Origin of the sequence: Leucobacter komagatae, from assembly GCF_006716085.1 — a bacterium.
Lineage (GTDB): Bacteria > Actinomycetota > Actinomycetes > Actinomycetales > Microbacteriaceae > Leucobacter > Leucobacter komagatae.
Genome location: NZ_VFON01000001.1, coordinates 731,855 through 747,766, shown reverse-complemented (window position 1 = coordinate 747,766; position 15,912 = coordinate 731,855). Strand labels below are relative to the sequence as shown.

Sequence of the window (15,912 nt, the reverse complement as noted above, 5' to 3'; positions counted from 1 at the left end):
GGGCGCGCTCATTAACTTTGAAAGGGTCACCGCCTCATGGATCCGATGACACTCATCATGCTTGGCCTCGTCGCCGTGCTCATCTTCTTCATGTTCCGCAACAGCAAGAAGCGCCAGGCGCAGATGGCTGAGATGCAGAACAACATGCAGCCGGGCGCAGAGGTCATGCTTCAGTCGGGTATCTACGGAACCATCGTCTCGGTTGACGAAGAAGAGAACCGCGTCACCGTGCAGAGCGGCACCAGCACCCTCGTCGTGCACCGCAACGCCATCGGTCAGGTCATCACACCGGTTGACGCCCCCGTCGAGGAGAGCGAAGCAGCGACGCTCGCTCCCGACGACGACCCTGAGTTTGGCGAGCGCGTCGCCCCCGCGGAGACCGCTGCTGCTGATAGCGCCGTCGCTGATACCGCCGACGCGACCGTTGCTGATGAGGTGTCGGCCGAGAACGCAACCGACGTCGAGGGTGCACCCGCAGTCGAGAAGAGTGAAGACAAGAACTCCGACAAGGAGTAAGTAAGCTCCGGCGCGCCTATGCGCGCCGTTATCTGAAAGCGAGACAGCTGTCTTGGCGAAAAAATCCATCGCGCCTGCGGTGCGGAGCGCACGTCGCTCGCTCATCTTTCTGCTGGCCATCATTGTTGGGTTGACCGGACTCATCACCCTCGGGGTGTACCGGAGTGACGCAACCTGGACGCCGAAGCTTGCGCTCGACCTGCAGGGCGGCACGCAGATTCTGCTTGCTGCCAACCAGAATGACGGCAAGGCCGTCACCGGTGAGCAACTCGACCAGGCAGTGGAGATCCTCCGTCAGCGAGTGAACGCCTCCGGCGTTTCCGAAGCGGAGATCACCACGCAGGGCAACAACCACATTTCCGTTGCCATCCCGGGCAAGGTGGACGACGCCACGATGCAGCGCATCCAGGCTTCGGCCGCCCTCGACTTCCGCGGTGTGCTTCTCGAGGCACCCGCCGGCGCTGCTGATCCCGCAGCCGAGGGCGAGACCGTCGAGGGTGCCGATGGTGCCGACAAGGCCGCTGAAGGCGATGCTCCCGAGGGAGACGCCGCGGCTGACGCTGCCGCTGATACCGCCGCTGACGGTGCGGAGAAGGGGGTCGAGGCTGAGGCTCCGGCCGGGCTTTACCCCGACCCGCTTCCCACTGACCCGGCCGACCAGGCCTGGCTCACGCCGGCTCTGCTCGAGCAGTTCGCGTCGTTTACCTGCACCTCGGACAACGCGCTCGAGGTTGCGAACGCGCCGGCAGACAAGCCGCTCATCACGTGTGACGACACCGGCCTGATGAAGTACATCGTCGGCCCCGTGGAGCTCACCGGTGACGTCATCACCGACGCCGTGTCGCAGCAGCAGGCGCTCTCGAGCGGTGGCACGACCGGCCGCTGGGAAGTCGCGATCACGATGAACAAGGAGGGGGCGACGAAGTTCGGCAAGGTCTCGACCCGCCTCTTCGGGCAGCAGCAGCCGCTCAACCAGTTCGCGTTCGTGCTTGACGGCAAGGTCATTTCTGCGCCCACGATGAACGCGCAGATTCTTGACGGCCGTCCCGCCATCTCAGGTAACTTCACTAAGGAGTCAGCTCAGGTCCTCGCCGATCAGCTGAAGTTCGGCGCCCTGCCGATCTCCTTCACCGTGCAGAGCCAGGAGGACATCTCCTCGACCCTCGGTGCGAACCAGCTGCTTGGTGGCCTGCTCGCAGGCCTCATCGGCCTCGGGCTCGTGGTCATTTACTCGCTGTTCCAGTACCGCCTACTCGGCACGCTCACGATTGCCTCGCTCGGCATCGCCGCGATCCTCACCTACCTCCTGCTCACGTTCTTCTCGTGGCGCCAGGGATACCGACTCTCGCTCGCGGGTGTCGCCGGTATTATCGTGGCGATCGGCTTCACGGCCGACTCGTTCATCGTCTACTTCGAGCGTATTCGCGACCAGTTGCGCGACGGCTTCGGCATCACGTCAGCCGTCGAGGGCGGGTGGAAGCGTGCACTGCGCACGATCCTCGCGTCTGATGGCGTGAACCTGCTGGCCGCGGCGGTGCTGTTCGTGCTGGCCGTCGGCAACGTCAAGGGCTTCGCGTTCACGCTCGGCCTGACCACGATCGTCGACGTGATCGTCGTCGCGCTGTTCACGCACCCGATGATGACCCTGCTGGCGCGTACGCGTGTCTACTCGGGCGGCTACAAGTTCTCGGGTCTTGACCCGCGTCAGCTCGGCGCTGTCTACCAGGGGCGCGCGAAGTTCCGCGAGCCCGTCGTCCCGACGAAGGGCAGCGCCAAGAAGGTTGCCCGCAGCCGTGGTGAGGCGGAGCGTCGCCAGACCATTGCCGAGCGCAAGGCAGCCGAGTCTGCCGGCGCAGGAAAGGAGAGCTGACATGGCTCGCTCATTCGCTGAATTTGGCAATGCCCTGCACACCGGCGAGAAGTCGATCGACTTCGTCGGTCGGCGCAAGCTCTGGTACATGATCTCGGCAGTCCTGCTGATCATCGCGGTTGTGGGCCCGTTCCTCCGCGGCGGGTTCCAGCTCGGTATCGAGTTCACCGGCGGTAGCCAGTTCCAGGTGCACGTCGCAAACAGCGCTGACCGTGACCCAGACGTGGCCGCCAAGGCCGTCGCCGAGGCACTTCCCGGCAGTGCGCCGCGTATCTCGGTGCTCGGTCAGAACGACGTTCGTGTGCAGACCGAGGCGCTCGATGATGCCCAGAACAAGGCAGTCACCGAGGCGCTCGCGAAGGGCTATGGTGTCGATGCCGACGAGGTCACGTACTCGTTCATCGGCCCCGTGTGGGGGCAGGACATCACGAAGCAGGCGATCATTGCGCTCGTCGTCTTCATCCTGCTCGCGGCGCTCGTGATGGCGATCTACTTCCGCACCTGGAAGATGTCGCTGGCCGCGATGCTCGCACTGTTCCACGACCTCATCATTACCGCCGGTGTCTACGGACTCGCGGGCTTTGAGGTTACCCCCGCCGCGATGATCGGCTTCCTGACGATCCTCGGTTACTCGCTGTACGACACCGTCGTGGTCTTCGACAAGATCCGTGAGAACACGAGCCCCGGTGAGCTCAGCGACTCGCGCACGTTTGGCGAGGCGGTCAACCTGGCCGTCAACCAGACTCTCGTTCGGTCGATCAATACCTCGGTTGTTGCGCTTCTGCCGGTCGCGTCGATCCTGTTCGTCGGTGCGGGCCTGCTTGGTGCGGGCACCCTCCGCGACATTTCGCTCGCGCTGTTCATCGGTATTCTCGCCGGCGCCTACTCGACGATCTTCGTCGCGTCGCCCGCCTACGCGCACCTGCGCTCGGGCGAGAAGGAGATCAAGGAGCGCGACGAGCGTATTCTGCGCCAGCGCGCGAAGCAGGACGAGGTCGACCTCGTCGCTCAGTCGTAGCGCTTGCTGCTAGCGCACTGCAGGTGAATGCGCACGGCAGGTGACTGCACACTGCGGTTGAACTCGCACTGCATGTGAAAGGGGAGTCCGTCTCGGTGAGTCGGGCTCCCTTTCGCGCACCCGCGGTGTTCGATGAGGGCTGAAAATCGGGGGTGTCGCACACACGATTCAAGGAATGCGCACACCCTGGTGTAACGTTCAAGAAGTTGAGGAGGCTGCGGTGGTGAGTTCAGACGCGACACAGGCGAGTACGACTTCGCTGCGCCGGTTGGTGCCGCGAATTTTCTCACGCGGCGCCACGCACGGCGCGATCGAAGAGGTGATGCGCACCGTGCGCGCGAATTATCCGCGCGCCGACCTTTCGGTCATCTCCCGGGCATACGATGTGGCGGAGCGCGCCCACCGCGGCCAGAAGCGCAAGAGCGGCGAGCCCTACATCACGCACCCCATCGCGGTGTCGAAGATCCTCGCGGACCTGGGCGTTGCGCCGGTCGCGATCGCCGCTGCATTGCTGCACGACACGGTCGAGGACACCGACTATTCGCTCGAGGAGCTCACTCGCGACTTCGGCGAGGAAATCGCGATGCTCGTCGACGGCGTCACGAAGCTCGACAAGGTCAAGTACGGTGACTCGGCCCAGGCCGAAACGGTGCGAAAGATGGTCGTTGCGATGTCGAAGGACATTCGCGTGCTCGTCATCAAGCTCGCAGACCGGCTGCACAACGCGCGCACGTGGGGCTTCGTCTCAGGAGACTCCGCAAAGCGCAAAGCGCAGGAGACGCTCGAGATTTACGCTCCGCTCGCGCACAGGCTCGGCATCCAGTCGATGAAGACCGAGCTTGAGGATCTCTCGTTCGCGGTGCTCAAGCCGAAGCTCTACGCCGAGATCGAAAACCTCGTGAAGCAGCGCAACCCCCAGCGGGATGAGCTCGTCGGCAAGGTGATCGGCTCGATCGAGACCGACCTGCGCGATTCGCGCATCAAGGGTGAGGTGACCGGGCGCCCAAAGGAGCTCTACTCGATCTACCAGAAGATGATCGTGCGCGGGCGCGACTTCGACGACATCTACGACCTCGTCGGCATTCGGGTGCTGGTGAACTCGATTCGTGACTGCTACGCCGTGCTCGGGGCCGTGCACGCCCGCTGGACGCCCATTCCCGGGCGTTTCAAGGACTACATCGCGACCCCGAAGTTCAACCTGTACCAGTCGCTGCACACAACCGTGATCGGGCCCGACGGTCGCGCCGTTGAGATCCAGATCCGCACGGTCGAGATGCATCAACGCGCGGAGTACGGCGTCGCGGCGCACTGGAAGTACAAGCAGCGCCAGCCCGGCGCCGACAAGCAGACCTCGTCGAACGATATGGCCTGGCTTGCCCACATCTCTGACTGGCAGGCCGAAACAGAAGATCCGAGCGAGTTCCTCGACGCCCTCCGCTTCGAGATCGGCGCGAAGGAAGTCTACGTGTTCACGCCGAAGGGCCGGGTCATTGGGCTTCCCGCGGGCGGTACGACAGTCGACTTTGCGTACGCGGTGCACACCGAGGTGGGCCACCGCACCATGGGGGCCCGCGTAAACGGCCGGCTCGTTCCGCTCGAGACCGCGCTGCAAAACGGCGACGTGGTCGAGGTGTTCACGTCGAAGGATCCGAATTCGGGGCCGAACAAGTCGTGGCTGAACTTCGTGAAGAGCAAGCGCGCTCAGAACAAGATCCGCCAGTGGTTCACGAAGGAGCGCCGCGAGGAGGCGGCCGAGACCGGCAAGCAGGAGCTTACGAAGGCGCTCAGGCGCCAGAGCTTGCCGCTGCACCAGGTCATGAACTCTGAGGCGCTGCAACAGGTCGCGCTGCAGCTGAACTACGCTGACGTTACGACGCTCTACGCCGCGATCGGCGAGGGGAACGTCTCGGCGCAGTCCGTCGTCGAGAAGGTGGCGGCGCACCTGTTTGACGACCAGGCATCCACCGAGCCGGCCGCGCTCAGCGTTCCGCTCGTCGACACGCCGCGGGCGCAGCCCTCGCGGGCGACCTCGAGCGGCGTCGTCGTGAAGGGTGCCTCTGACGTCCTGGCGAAGCTCGCGAAGTGTTGCACCCCCGTTCCCGGGGACGAAATCCGTGGCTTCGTGACGAAGGGCCAGGGCGTGTCCGTGCACCGCACCGACTGCCACAACTTCAAGAACCTGCAGACGCAGCAGGAGCGGGTCGTCGAGGTTGAGTGGGCGCCGACGCCAAAGAGTGTTTTCCTCGTGCAGATTCAGGTCGAGGCGCTCGACCGCTCAGGCCTGCTCTCTGACGTCACGCGAACGCTCTCCGAGCACCACGTGAACATTCTTTCGGCGTCGGTGAACACGTCGAGCTCACGCCTCGCGATCAGCAGGTTCCTGTTCGAGATGGCAAACGCGACGCACCTCGACCATGTGCTGAACGCAGTGCGGCGCATCGACGGGGTCTACGACGTGTACCGACTCACGAACTAGTGCGCTGACGAGCTTGCGCGCTGAACAACTACTGCGCTGACGAGCCAGGGGCCTCACGGCGCCCGCGCGTGCTGGCCGAGTTCGCGCAGCCGACGGCGCACGCGGGCGCCGTCCGAAAGGCTTGCGCCTGCTGCCCGGGCCGTGAGACTTCCCAGCAGCGTCGGGTCTTGGGCGCTCAACAGGCGGCACGCGACGCGTCGGTGGACGGTGAGCGGGGCCTTTGAGCGCAGGAGGTCGTAGGCGGTGCGCACGGGGCTCGTGACCCCGTGGCCTGCCACCTCGTCAATGTCGCCCGGGGCGAACCTGTAGGCGCTCACACGCACGAGTCCACGCGCGTCACCGAGCTCGAATGTGGCGGGCGCCCGGCCGTGTCTCGTGAGCAGCTGCAGGGGGCTGCCGGGGGAGCGGCGCACACCCCAGACCCACGCCGCAGTATCCTCGGCGGCGATGAAGTTCTCGCCGAGCAACCCAGCGATCGACGCGACGCGTGCGCGGGGTCCGTCTGGCCAAGAGACTGCGCGGTAGCCCGGCCCGCTTCGGACGAGCGTGCCACTGAGTACGGCCGCCGACCGGAGTGCCGGCGGCCAGTGATCGACGCGGGGTGGTTGCCTGGTTGCCATGCAACAAGAATGATCGCCCCGCCCCGGAAAAACCAGGGCGGGGCGATCATCTGTGGATAATTAGTCTCCGAGCGCCGCGAGCCACGACTGCTGCGTGGCGAGTGCCTCTTCGGCCTTGGCCTTTGCCTTCGCGTCCTTCGCCCCGGCGATCTCTGCCTCGAGCTCGGCGATTGAGGCCTCGAGCTGGCCGCGGAGGCCTTCGCTGCGAGCCTTGGTCTCGGGATTCGTCTTGCGCCAGTGCTCGTCTTCGAGGCCCTTGACGTGATCTTCGATGCGGCGCAGCTGGCCCTCGATGTCGCGCAGTGCCTCGCGCGGAACGCGACCGATCTCGTCCCAGCGGAGCTGGATCGTGGTGAGCTGCTTCCGCGCCGCCGAGTGCTCAGCGATCTCGAGGATCGGCTTTGCGTCGTCGAGCACTGCCTGCTTGGCGACGAGGTTTGCCTGGTACTCCTCGTTCGTCTGAGCGACTTCTTCGGCCTTCGCCTGGTAGAGCACGTCGCCGGCCGCCTTGAAGCGAGCCCAGAGCTGGTCGTCAAGCTTTCGGCTCGCACGCCCGGCCTGCTTCCAATCCTCAAGGAGGTTACGGTAGGCGGGAATGCCGTCGAGGCCGCGGTCGGCAAGCGCCTCGGCGGAGGCGATGAGGCGCTCCTTGCGGGCCTTCACGTCCTTGTTGTTCGCATCCATCTGCGAGAAGTGCGCGCGGCGCGCGGTGTCGAAGCTCTGGCGGGCGGCCCGGAAACGCTTCCACATCGCATCGGCCTGCGGCTTCGGCACGTGGGGGCCCGACTTCTGCGCGGTCTGCCACTCGGTGAAGAGGCGCTCGAACGCTGCGCTCGTGTCCTTCCACCGGACCGAAGTTTCTGGCTGCGCAGCGAGCTGCTCGGCCTCAACAACGATCGCCTCACGCTTCGCGACGGCCTCCTCGCGGGCCGCCTCACGCTCCTGCTGCTGCTGTTCGCCGAACGCGGCTGCCTTCTCAGACAGCTTTGCGACGCGATCGCGCAGGGCGGCGATGTCGCCAACGGCTGCGGGCTCAACAAGCTGCTCCTCGAGCTTCTTTACGGTGCCAGCGACGGAGGCGTCGGCGGTGCCGCGTGCGATGCGGGCCTCGAGCAGGGTCACCGCGCCCGCGAGGTCAGCGAACTTCCGTTCGAAGTAGGCCAGGGCTTCCTCGGGGGTGCCGTCGGGGAACGCGCCAACGGCCCGCTCACCCTCTCCCTCGCGTACGTAGACCGTACGATCTTCGTCGACCCTGCCCCAGGGCTGCTCGTTCGTCGCTTCACTCACCGTGTTGCTCACCTGTCGTGTGGGATCGGCTGTACCGACCGCGTTACTAGATAGACCCCTCCACTATGCCACAGAGCGCCCCCGGGAGCATGATTGTCAGGGGTGCTCGGTAGCATTAATGTGTGACCCAGATTTCAGGCTCGACCGCTGCGACCGCGCCGCTCGCCGTTCGAATGCGCCCGCGATCGCTCGATGAGGTCGTCGGGCAGAAGCATTTGCTCGGCCAGGGCTCGCCGCTGCGCGTCATCGCGAGCGACAGTGAGGGCTCCGCCGTCTCCGTCATCCTGTGGGGTCCGCCTGGCACTGGCAAGACGACGATGGCTCAGGCGATCGCGCACACGAGCGGCCGCCGCTTCGTTGAGCTGTCGGCGGTGACGGCCGGTATCAAAGACGTGCGTGCGGTGATGGAGCGCGCGCTCAACGACCGCGACCTGTACGACATCGCGACCGTGCTCTTTCTCGATGAGATCCACCGCTTTACCAAAGCCCAGCAAGACGCGCTGTTGCCCGGTGTTGAGAATGGGTGGGTGACGCTCATCGCGGCCACCACCGAGAACCCGTCGTTCTCGGTGATTAGCCCGCTGCTCTCGCGTTCGCTGCTGCTCACGCTCGAGTCCCTCAGCGACGCCGATATCGCCGAGCTGCTGAACCGCGCGACGAGCGACCCGCGCGGGCTCGCGGGCGCTGTTGAGCTCACCGAAGAGGGCTGCGACGCGCTCGTGCAGCTCTCCTCGGGCGACGCCCGCCGGGCGCTCACGGGCCTCGAGGCCGCGGCCGGTTCCGCGCTCGCCCTCGTGGACGGCGGCGAGGGCACAGCCCCCACGGACGCCCTCCCGCAGATCACCGCGGAGATCGTGTCGATTTCCGTCGACCGTGCTCTGCTGCGGTACGACAAAGACGGCGACCAGCACTACGACGTTGTGAGCGCCTTCATCAAATCGATGCGCGGCTCTGACCCCGACGCCGCGATCCACTACCTCGCTCGGATGATCGAGGCTGGGGAGGATCCGCGTTTCATTGCCAGGCGGCTCATGGTGCACGCGGCAGAGGACGTCGGCCTCGCCGACCCGCAGGCGCTCACCATCGCGGTCGCGGCCGCGCAGGCGACGCAGCTCATCGGCCTCCCTGAGGCGCGGATACCGCTCGCTGAAGCGACGATCTATATTGCGACCGCGCCGAAGTCGAACGCAGTGATCTCGGCGATCGACGCAGCCATTTCCGACGTGAAGGCCGGCCGCTTCGGGGCGGTACCGAAGCCGCTGCGCGACGCGCACTACCCGGGCGCCAAGAAATTCGGTCACGGCAAGGGCTACCGCTACCCGCACTCCGACCCGCGCGGAGTGCTGCGGCAGCAGTACCTCCCTGACGAGATCGCGTCCGCGACCTACTACAACCCCACAACGCACGGAAATGAGCGTGAGGTGTCGGAGCGGCTCGAGAAGATTCGGCGCATCACGCGCGGCGAATAGGGGTGAGGCTCTCGCGTGCCCGCCGCCGACTCGTGGTTGCTCGCCCTGATCTGCTAGGCTGATCACTGGCCAACATTGCTCCCGCGGCAGGCTGCAGCGGGTAGTGAATGGCAGGTGCCCTGTAGCCGGGTTTCTGCAACGGTCGTTCCCTCACCGAAAACGGTTTGCTGCGTCGCGTGCATTTCGAGCGAAAGCCCTGAATGCGGGCGCAGCGTGGCCGAGAGAACATGTGGCCGCGCACCCGCGCGTGCCCGTCAGAAACCCGAAAGGATACCCGTGTCGACTACGTCACGTACCCGTTCCAAGACGCGCCTGTCGCGCTCGCTTGGCATTGCCCTTACGCCGAAGGCTGCTCGCTACCTCGAGAAGCGCCCCTACGGCCCCGGCCAGCACGGCCGCACCAAGCGTAAGAGCGACAGCGACTACGCAGTTCGTCTCCGCGAGAAGCAGCGTCTGCGCGCTCAGTATGGCATCCGCGAGAAGCAGCTCGTCATCACCTTCAACGAGGCACGTCGTCAGGACGGCCTGACCGGTGAGAACCTCGTCGAGCTCCTCGAGATGCGCCTTGACGCCCTCGTGCTCCGTGCAGGCTTCGCCCGCACCACCGCACAGGCTCGCCAGCTCGTCGTGCACCGTCACATCCTCGTCGACGGCAAGCTCGTTGACCGCCCGTCGTTCCGCGTGAAGCCGGGCCAGCTCATCCACGTGAAGGAGCGCTCGGAGGCTCTCGAGCCGTTCCAGGTTGCTGCCGCTGGTGGCCACGCTGAGGTTCTTCCCGCAGTCCCCGGTTACCTCGAGGTTTCGCTCGACAAGCTCGAGGCTCGCCTCGTTCGTCGCCCGAAGCGCGCTGAGGTCCCCGTGACCTGTGAAGTTCAGCTCGTCGTCGAGTACTACTCGGGGCGCTAAGCCTGAACGCCTGAGGGCGCTGGAATCCGGAAGGAATCCAGCGCCCTCAGGCGTTTCTAGCATGCGATACCGGTTAAGCTTGACCAGGATCGTTCCGCGGCGCGCACAGGGTCGCCGCGACACCACGGGAGGGTGGAAGAGGTGCGGAAACTATTCGTGTTCGTGTTCGGAGTTGCGACGGGCTTTGTCGCCGCGCACTTCGTGAACCAGAGCCCGGGAGGGCGCCGCTTCTTCGAGCGCGTCAATCGCGGCATCACTGAGCTGTCGACGGCGTTCTCGAGCGGCTACGAAGCCGCAGAGCGCGAGCAGTTCGACGAAGACCTCGAGCGGACGCTCAAAGGCCTCGACAGCAAAGACGCATAGGGCCGTTGGGCTCGGGGCGCGCCAGGCGTGTGCCCCGATCCTGATCTTCCTGATTCCCAGATGACCCGCAGCTTCGGCTGCCGCCGACCCGGCGTCGGCAATTATGCCTCAAGGGCAACCACGCACCAACGCACCACAAAGGACGAAGCACCAAACATGCAGACCGCCGAGATTCAACGCCGCTGGCTGAACTTCTTCGAGCAGCGAGGCCACACGGTAGTGCCCTCCGCGTCGCTCGTGAGCGATGACCCGAGCCTGATGTTCACGGTCGCGGGCATGGTTCCCTTCGTGCCGTATCTCTCTGGCCTCGTCCCCGCGCCGTACGACCGGGCGACGAGCGTGCAGAAGTGCATCCGCACGAACGACATCGAAGAGGTCGGCAAGACGCCGCGTCACGGCACGTTCTTCCAGATGTGCGGCAACTTCTCGTTCGGCGACTACTTCAAGGAAGGCGCAATCAAGTTTGCGTGGGAGCTGCTGACGACCTCGGAGGCCGACGGTGGCCTCGGCTTCTCGCCCGACGACCTGTGGGTCACCGTGTACGAGGAGGACGATGAGGCCTTCGCGCTCTGGCAGCAGCACTCGTCGCTGCCTGACGAGCGCATCCAGCGCCTCGGCAAGGATACGAACTACTGGTCGACCGGGCAGCCCGGCCCCGCCGGCCCCTGCTCCGAGATCTTCTTCGACCTCGGCCCCGAGTACGGGATCGACGGCGGGCCCGCCACCGACGACGACCGGTACGTCGAGATCTGGAACCTCGTCTTCATGCAGTACCAGATCGCCGACGTGAAGTCGAAGCTCGACTTCACGATCGTCGGCGACCTGCCCAAGCAGAACATTGACACGGGCATGGGCCTTGAGCGCGTCGCGTTCATCAAGCAGGGCGTCAACAACATGTACGAGATCGACCAGGTTCGCCCGGTGCTCGATCGCGCTGCCGAGCTCGCGGGCAAGACCTACGGTGCCGCTATCGAGGACGACGTGCGGCTTCGGGTGATCGCCGACCACGTGCGCAGCGGCCTCATGCTCATCGGCGATGGCGTGACGCCGTCGAACGAGGGTCGCGGCTACATCCTGCGGCGCCTCCTGCGGCGTGTGACCCTGTCGATGCGGCTGCTCGGGGTGAACGGTCCGAGCTTCGCTGAACTCTTCCCGGTATCGCGCGACGCGATGCAGGCCGCGTACCCCGAGGTTGCCGAGAACTTCGACTTTATCTCGCGCGTCGCGTACGCCGAGGAGAAGACGTTCCTGCGCACGCTCGCGAGCGGCATCCAGATTCTTGACAGCGCTATCGAGGCGGCGGTGTCTGCCTCGCAGCCGGGCAAGGCTGGATCCACCGGAGCGAGCGTTGACGGCGACACCGCCTTCCTGCTGCACGACACCCACGGCTTCCCGGTTGAGCTCACGCTCGAGATCGCGGAGGAAGCGGGCGTATCCGTGGATCGCGAGGTGTTCGCGACCCTGATGCAGGAGCAGCGCGACCGCGCAAAGGCTGACGCGAAGGCGAAGAAGGGGCAGCGCGCTGACCTCGCCGTCTACAAGGAGCTTCGCGGCCTGGGCGAGACCGCATTCGTGGGCTACGACTCGCTCGTTCACGAGAGCAAGGTGCTCGGCATCGTCGTTGACGGTGCGCCCGCGCAAGAGGCCCGCGAGGGTGAGATCGCCGAGCTCGTGCTCGCCGAGACCGCGCTGTTCGCTGAGTCGGGCGGTCAGGATTCTGACAATGGCGTGATCGTTGGTGACGGGTTCGAGGCCGAGGTGCTCGACGTGCAGAAGCCCGTGCCCGGGCTCATCGTGCACACTGTCAAGGTCACCGTGGGCAGCATTGGCGTGGACGCGCGCGCCGAGACCCGCGTCGACGCTGACTACCGCCGCGGCGCCACCCAGGCACACTCTGCGACGCACATCGTGCACGCGGCGCTCCGCGACGTGCTCGGCCCGAACGCGCACCAGGCAGGCTCCTACAACAAGGCCGGCTACATGCGTCTCGACTTCACGCACTCCGAGGCGCTGAGCGCGGCCACGAAGAGCGAGATTGAGGAGATCTCGAACCTCGCGATCCGCTCGAACTACGCGGTCGTGACCCGCGAGATGGCGCTCGACGACGCGAAGGCGATGGGTGCGATGGCGCTCTTCGGTGAGAAGTACGGCGAGCGCGTGCGCGTCGTCGACATCGGCGGCGAGTGGTCACGCGAGCTGTGCGCGGGAACGCACGTCGCGACCGCGGCTGAGGTCGGCATGATCAATCTTGTGTCCGAGAGCTCGGTCGGCTCCACGAATCGTCGTGTCGAGTCGCTCGTTGGCCTTGAGGCGTTCCAGAGCTTCGCCGCCGAGCGGCTCATCGTGCAGCAGCTCGCGGGCGGGCTGCGCGTGCCGCGCAGCGAGGTCGTTTCGCGCGTTGAGGATCTCAGCGCGCAGTTGCGTGCCGCCGAAAAGAAGATCGCGGCGCTCGAGGCCGCGAAGCTCGCAGAGCGCGTCCCCGAACTGTTCGCGGGTGCGGAGCGGGCAGGATCGGTCGCGCTGGTCTCGGCAGACCTCGGCACTGTCGGGTCTCCAGATGACCTCCGTGGCCTCGTCACTCAGCTTCGCGACAAGTTCGGTTCCGAGCCGGGCGTCGTGCTGCTCGCGGGTACGGTGGCCGAAGGCAAGCCTGTCGTCATCGCGGCGACGACTGCGGCCGCGCGCGAACTCGGTGTCAAGGCGGGCGACCTCGCGAAGCGGGGCGCTCAAGTGCTCGGTGGTGGAGGCGGCGGCAAGCCCGACCTCGCGCAGGGGGGCGGCACTGACCCCTCGCAGATCCCGGCAGCGCTCGCCGAGATGCGCCGCACGATCGAGGCGTAGGCGGTGAGCTCGGGGATGCGCTCTGGGGTACGGCTCGGGATCGACGTTGGCAAGGCTCGCATCGGCGTTGCCCGGTCTGACCTGCACGGCATGCTCGCGACGCCGGTCGAGACCGTCAAGCGCGAGGCCGAGCCTGGCGCGGACATCGCGCGCCTGGTTGAGCTCGCGACCGAGTACGAGGCGCTCGAGGTTATCGTCGGGCTGCCGCTCAACCTGCGTGGCGAGCGCACCTTATCGACCGACGACGCCGTCGGCTTCGCGCAGGCGCTAGCGGACAGGCTCTCGGGCGCACGCGAGGTGCGCCTCGTCGACGAGCGGCTCTCGACCGTCTCTGCCCAGGGCCAGCTCCGGCAGGCCGGGCGCAAGACCAAGGAGAGCCGCGGGGTCATCGACCAGGCGGCAGCCGTCGTCATCTTGCAGCACGCGCTTGACGTTGAGCGCAATCGAAACGAGGCGCCGGGCGAGGTCGTGGCGCCCACAGAACAGCACCTGAACAACGAGGAGACCCCGTGACTGAGCAGGAGACGCGCCGTGGGCGCCGTGAGGCGCGCGAACTGAACGAGGAGGAGCGTAGCTCGCGCAGGCGCGGCCGGATTGTCATCTCGTCCGTGCTCATCGTCATGCTGCTGCTCATCGGCGGTGGCGCGGCGTGGGTCTGGAGCTCGTACGGCGACAAGATCTCACAGGCGCTTGGCTGGACCTCGAACGATTACGAGGGCGAGGGGCACGGTGAAGTGCTGCTCACCATCACCGAGGGCCAGATCGGCGGCGACGTCGCTGCTGCGCTCGCGAATGCTGACGTCGTAAAGACGTCGGAGGCCTTCTACGACCTGCTACTGCAGCAGCCCGAGGAAGTGAACTTCCAGGTCGGCACGTACCGCTTGAAGCAGCAGATGAGCGCGGCCGCAGCGCTCGCAGCTCTCCAGGACGATGCGAACCGGATGGAACTCACCGTCACGATCCCGGAGGGCATGGCCGCGCTCGACGCGCTCGAACTCACCGCGGGCGTCGTGAACATTCCGTTTGAGGACTTTCAGGCCGCCGCTGCGAACCCCGCTGCGTTCGGCGTGCCCGCTGAGTTCCCATCGATCGAGGGCTTCCTGTTCCCGGCGACCTACACGTTTGAGCCCGACGACACGGCCGAGTCAATCATCCAGACGATGGTGGACCGCATGTGGCAGGCGCTCGACCAGCACGGCGTTGCGCACGAGGACGCCTGGCGTGTGCTCACCCTCGCGGCGATGGTGCAGCGCGAGGCAGGGTCACGGCTTGAGGACTTCCCGAAGGTCGCCCGAGTCTTCCTCAACCGCATCGACATCGACATGCTGCTGCAGTCGGATGCGACGGTCTCGTACGGCACCGGCAACACGCACACCGTGTGGACGACCGATGAGGAGCGCGCCGACAAGTCGAACAAGTACAACACCTACGCGAACCCAGGGCTGCCCGCCGGCCCGATCTCGCTGCCGGGCGACACCGCGATCGAGGCCGCCACGAACCCCGCGAGCGGCCCGTGGCTGTACTTCATGCCCGTTGATCTGTCGAGCGGCGAGACCGAGTTCGCCGAGACCGCCGAGCAGCACCAGCAGAATGTCGAGAAGCTTAGCGAGTGGTGCACCGCGCACCGCGCCGAGGGCGGAAAGTACTGTGACTGAGTCATGGAAAGTACTGGCATTTGGAACGAGCTGTGACTGAGTCATGACCAATTCCCGGCAGGCGGAGAGCGCCAAGCTCGGTGTGCTCGGTAAGCCGATCGCGCACTCCAAGTCGCCAGCGATCCATCGCGCGGCATACGAGGTGCTTGGGCTCCCGTGGAGCTACGACCGATTCGAGGTTGACGCCCCCGAGCTCAAGGCTTTCCTCGCGGGGCTCGGCCCCGAGTGGCTTGGGCTATCGCTGACCATGCCCCTCAAAGAGGAGGCTGCGCGGCTCGCCGTCGACGTCGACCCGGTCGCGCGTGAGAGCGGTGTCGTGAACACACTCGTGCGCGCTTCAGGGGATCGCGGAGGCTGGGTTGGCTTCAACACGGACGTCGCGGGGCTCGCTCGCGCGATCCAGAACGCCGGTCTCGATGCGACCTCGACGGTCGTGCTCGGTGCCGGCGCGACCGCGGTGTCGGCGATCCTTGCCGCCCGTTCGCTCGGCGCTGAGCGCGTCGCTGTCGCGGCGCGGCGGCCCGAGGCTGCCGGCGACCTTGCTGCCCGGTTCGGTGACGGCATGAGTGGCCTCGCGCTCGGCGACGCGCCCGGCTTCCCTGCGACGCTCGTGATCTCGACGCTGCCCGGCCACGTGACTGCTGGCATCGAGCTCGACCCGGCACTGCTCGGCGTGCCGCTGTTCGATGTCGCCTACGATCCCTGGCCGTCGCCCCTCGCGACGCGCTGGCGTAGCGCCGGAACCGATGCTCACGCCGGGCTCGACATGCTCATCGAGCAGGCGCTCGTACAGATCAGAATTTTTAGAAACGGCGACCCGAACGAACCTGTCGCCGATGAGCAAACAGTGCTCGCGGCCATGCGCGCCGCGAGTGTGGAAAGATAGACCCT

Annotated in this window: 13 protein-coding genes; 11 read left to right on the top strand and 2 right to left on the bottom strand. The window is 66.0% G+C overall.

The window, feature by feature from the left end; all coding sequences use genetic code 11:
* The first annotated feature begins 36 nt into the window (after positions 1–36).
* The 4 genes from yajC (at position 37) to FB468_RS03410 (ending at position 5,880) form a co-directional block, all read left to right on the top strand.
* On the top strand, positions 37–516 hold the full coding sequence (gene yajC / locus FB468_RS03425) for a preprotein translocase subunit YajC (protein ID WP_141886096.1): 480 nt from the start codon (positions 37–39) through the stop codon (positions 514–516).
* Between the two features lie 52 nt (positions 517–568).
* Positions 569–2,386: a protein translocase subunit SecD gene (secD, locus tag FB468_RS03420; protein ID WP_246055729.1), complete on the top strand. Its 1,818-nt coding sequence runs from the start codon at positions 569–571 to the stop codon at positions 2,384–2,386.
* Between the two features lies 1 nt (position 2,387).
* On the top strand, positions 2,388–3,404 hold the full coding sequence (secF, locus tag FB468_RS03415; protein WP_141886095.1) for a protein translocase subunit SecF: 1,017 nt from the start codon (positions 2,388–2,390) through the stop codon (positions 3,402–3,404).
* 271 nt (positions 3,405–3,675) lie between these two features.
* Entirely contained in the window at positions 3,676–5,880 is a 2,205-nt protein-coding gene (locus tag FB468_RS03410; RefSeq protein ID WP_246055933.1) for a RelA/SpoT family protein, read from the top strand.
* Positions 5,881–5,933: 53 nt separating this feature from the next.
* On the opposite strand, the gene FB468_RS03405 is transcribed toward FB468_RS03410, so the two are convergent.
* Positions 5,934–6,500, bottom strand: coding sequence for a hypothetical protein (locus tag FB468_RS03405; protein ID WP_141886093.1), 567 nt, complete (start codon positions 6,498–6,500; stop codon positions 5,934–5,936).
* Positions 6,501–6,560: 60 nt separating this feature from the next.
* The gene (locus FB468_RS03400) at positions 6,561–7,787 is read right to left on the bottom strand and encodes a DUF349 domain-containing protein (RefSeq protein WP_141886092.1); all 1,227 of its coding nucleotides are present in this window, start codon (positions 7,785–7,787) and stop codon (positions 6,561–6,563) included.
* A 173-nt stretch (positions 7,788–7,960) separates the two neighbouring features.
* Between FB468_RS03400 and FB468_RS03395 the strand changes: the two genes are divergently transcribed.
* The 7 genes from FB468_RS03395 (at position 7,961) to FB468_RS03365 (ending at position 15,907) form a co-directional block, all read left to right on the top strand.
* On the top strand, positions 7,961–9,256 hold the full coding sequence (locus FB468_RS03395) for a replication-associated recombination protein A (protein ID WP_141888102.1): 1,296 nt from the start codon (positions 7,961–7,963) through the stop codon (positions 9,254–9,256).
* Positions 9,257–9,532: 276 nt separating this feature from the next.
* On the top strand, positions 9,533–10,162 hold the full coding sequence (gene rpsD, locus FB468_RS03390; RefSeq protein ID WP_141886091.1) for a 30S ribosomal protein S4: 630 nt from the start codon (positions 9,533–9,535) through the stop codon (positions 10,160–10,162).
* A gap of 141 nt (positions 10,163–10,303) precedes the next feature.
* Positions 10,304–10,525: a hypothetical protein gene (locus FB468_RS03385; RefSeq protein WP_141886090.1), complete on the top strand. Its 222-nt coding sequence runs from the start codon at positions 10,304–10,306 to the stop codon at positions 10,523–10,525.
* Between the two features lie 156 nt (positions 10,526–10,681).
* The gene (gene alaS / locus FB468_RS03380) at positions 10,682–13,366 is read left to right on the top strand and encodes an alanine--tRNA ligase (protein ID WP_141886089.1); all 2,685 of its coding nucleotides are present in this window, start codon (positions 10,682–10,684) and stop codon (positions 13,364–13,366) included.
* Positions 13,367–13,381: 15 nt separating this feature from the next.
* A complete protein-coding gene (gene ruvX, locus FB468_RS03375) occupies positions 13,382–13,879 on the top strand; it encodes a Holliday junction resolvase RuvX (RefSeq protein WP_141888101.1) in 498 nt (165 codons plus the stop codon).
* On the top strand, positions 13,876–15,021 hold the full coding sequence (mltG, locus tag FB468_RS03370; protein WP_246055727.1) for an endolytic transglycosylase MltG: 1,146 nt from the start codon (positions 13,876–13,878) through the stop codon (positions 15,019–15,021). Before ruvX ends, mltG begins: the two co-directional genes overlap by 4 nt.
* A gap of 43 nt (positions 15,022–15,064) precedes the next feature.
* Complete coding sequence (locus FB468_RS03365; RefSeq protein ID WP_141886088.1) at positions 15,065–15,907, top strand: shikimate dehydrogenase family protein; 843 nt, start codon at positions 15,065–15,067, stop codon at positions 15,905–15,907.
* Positions 15,908–15,912: the final 5 nt, after the last annotated feature.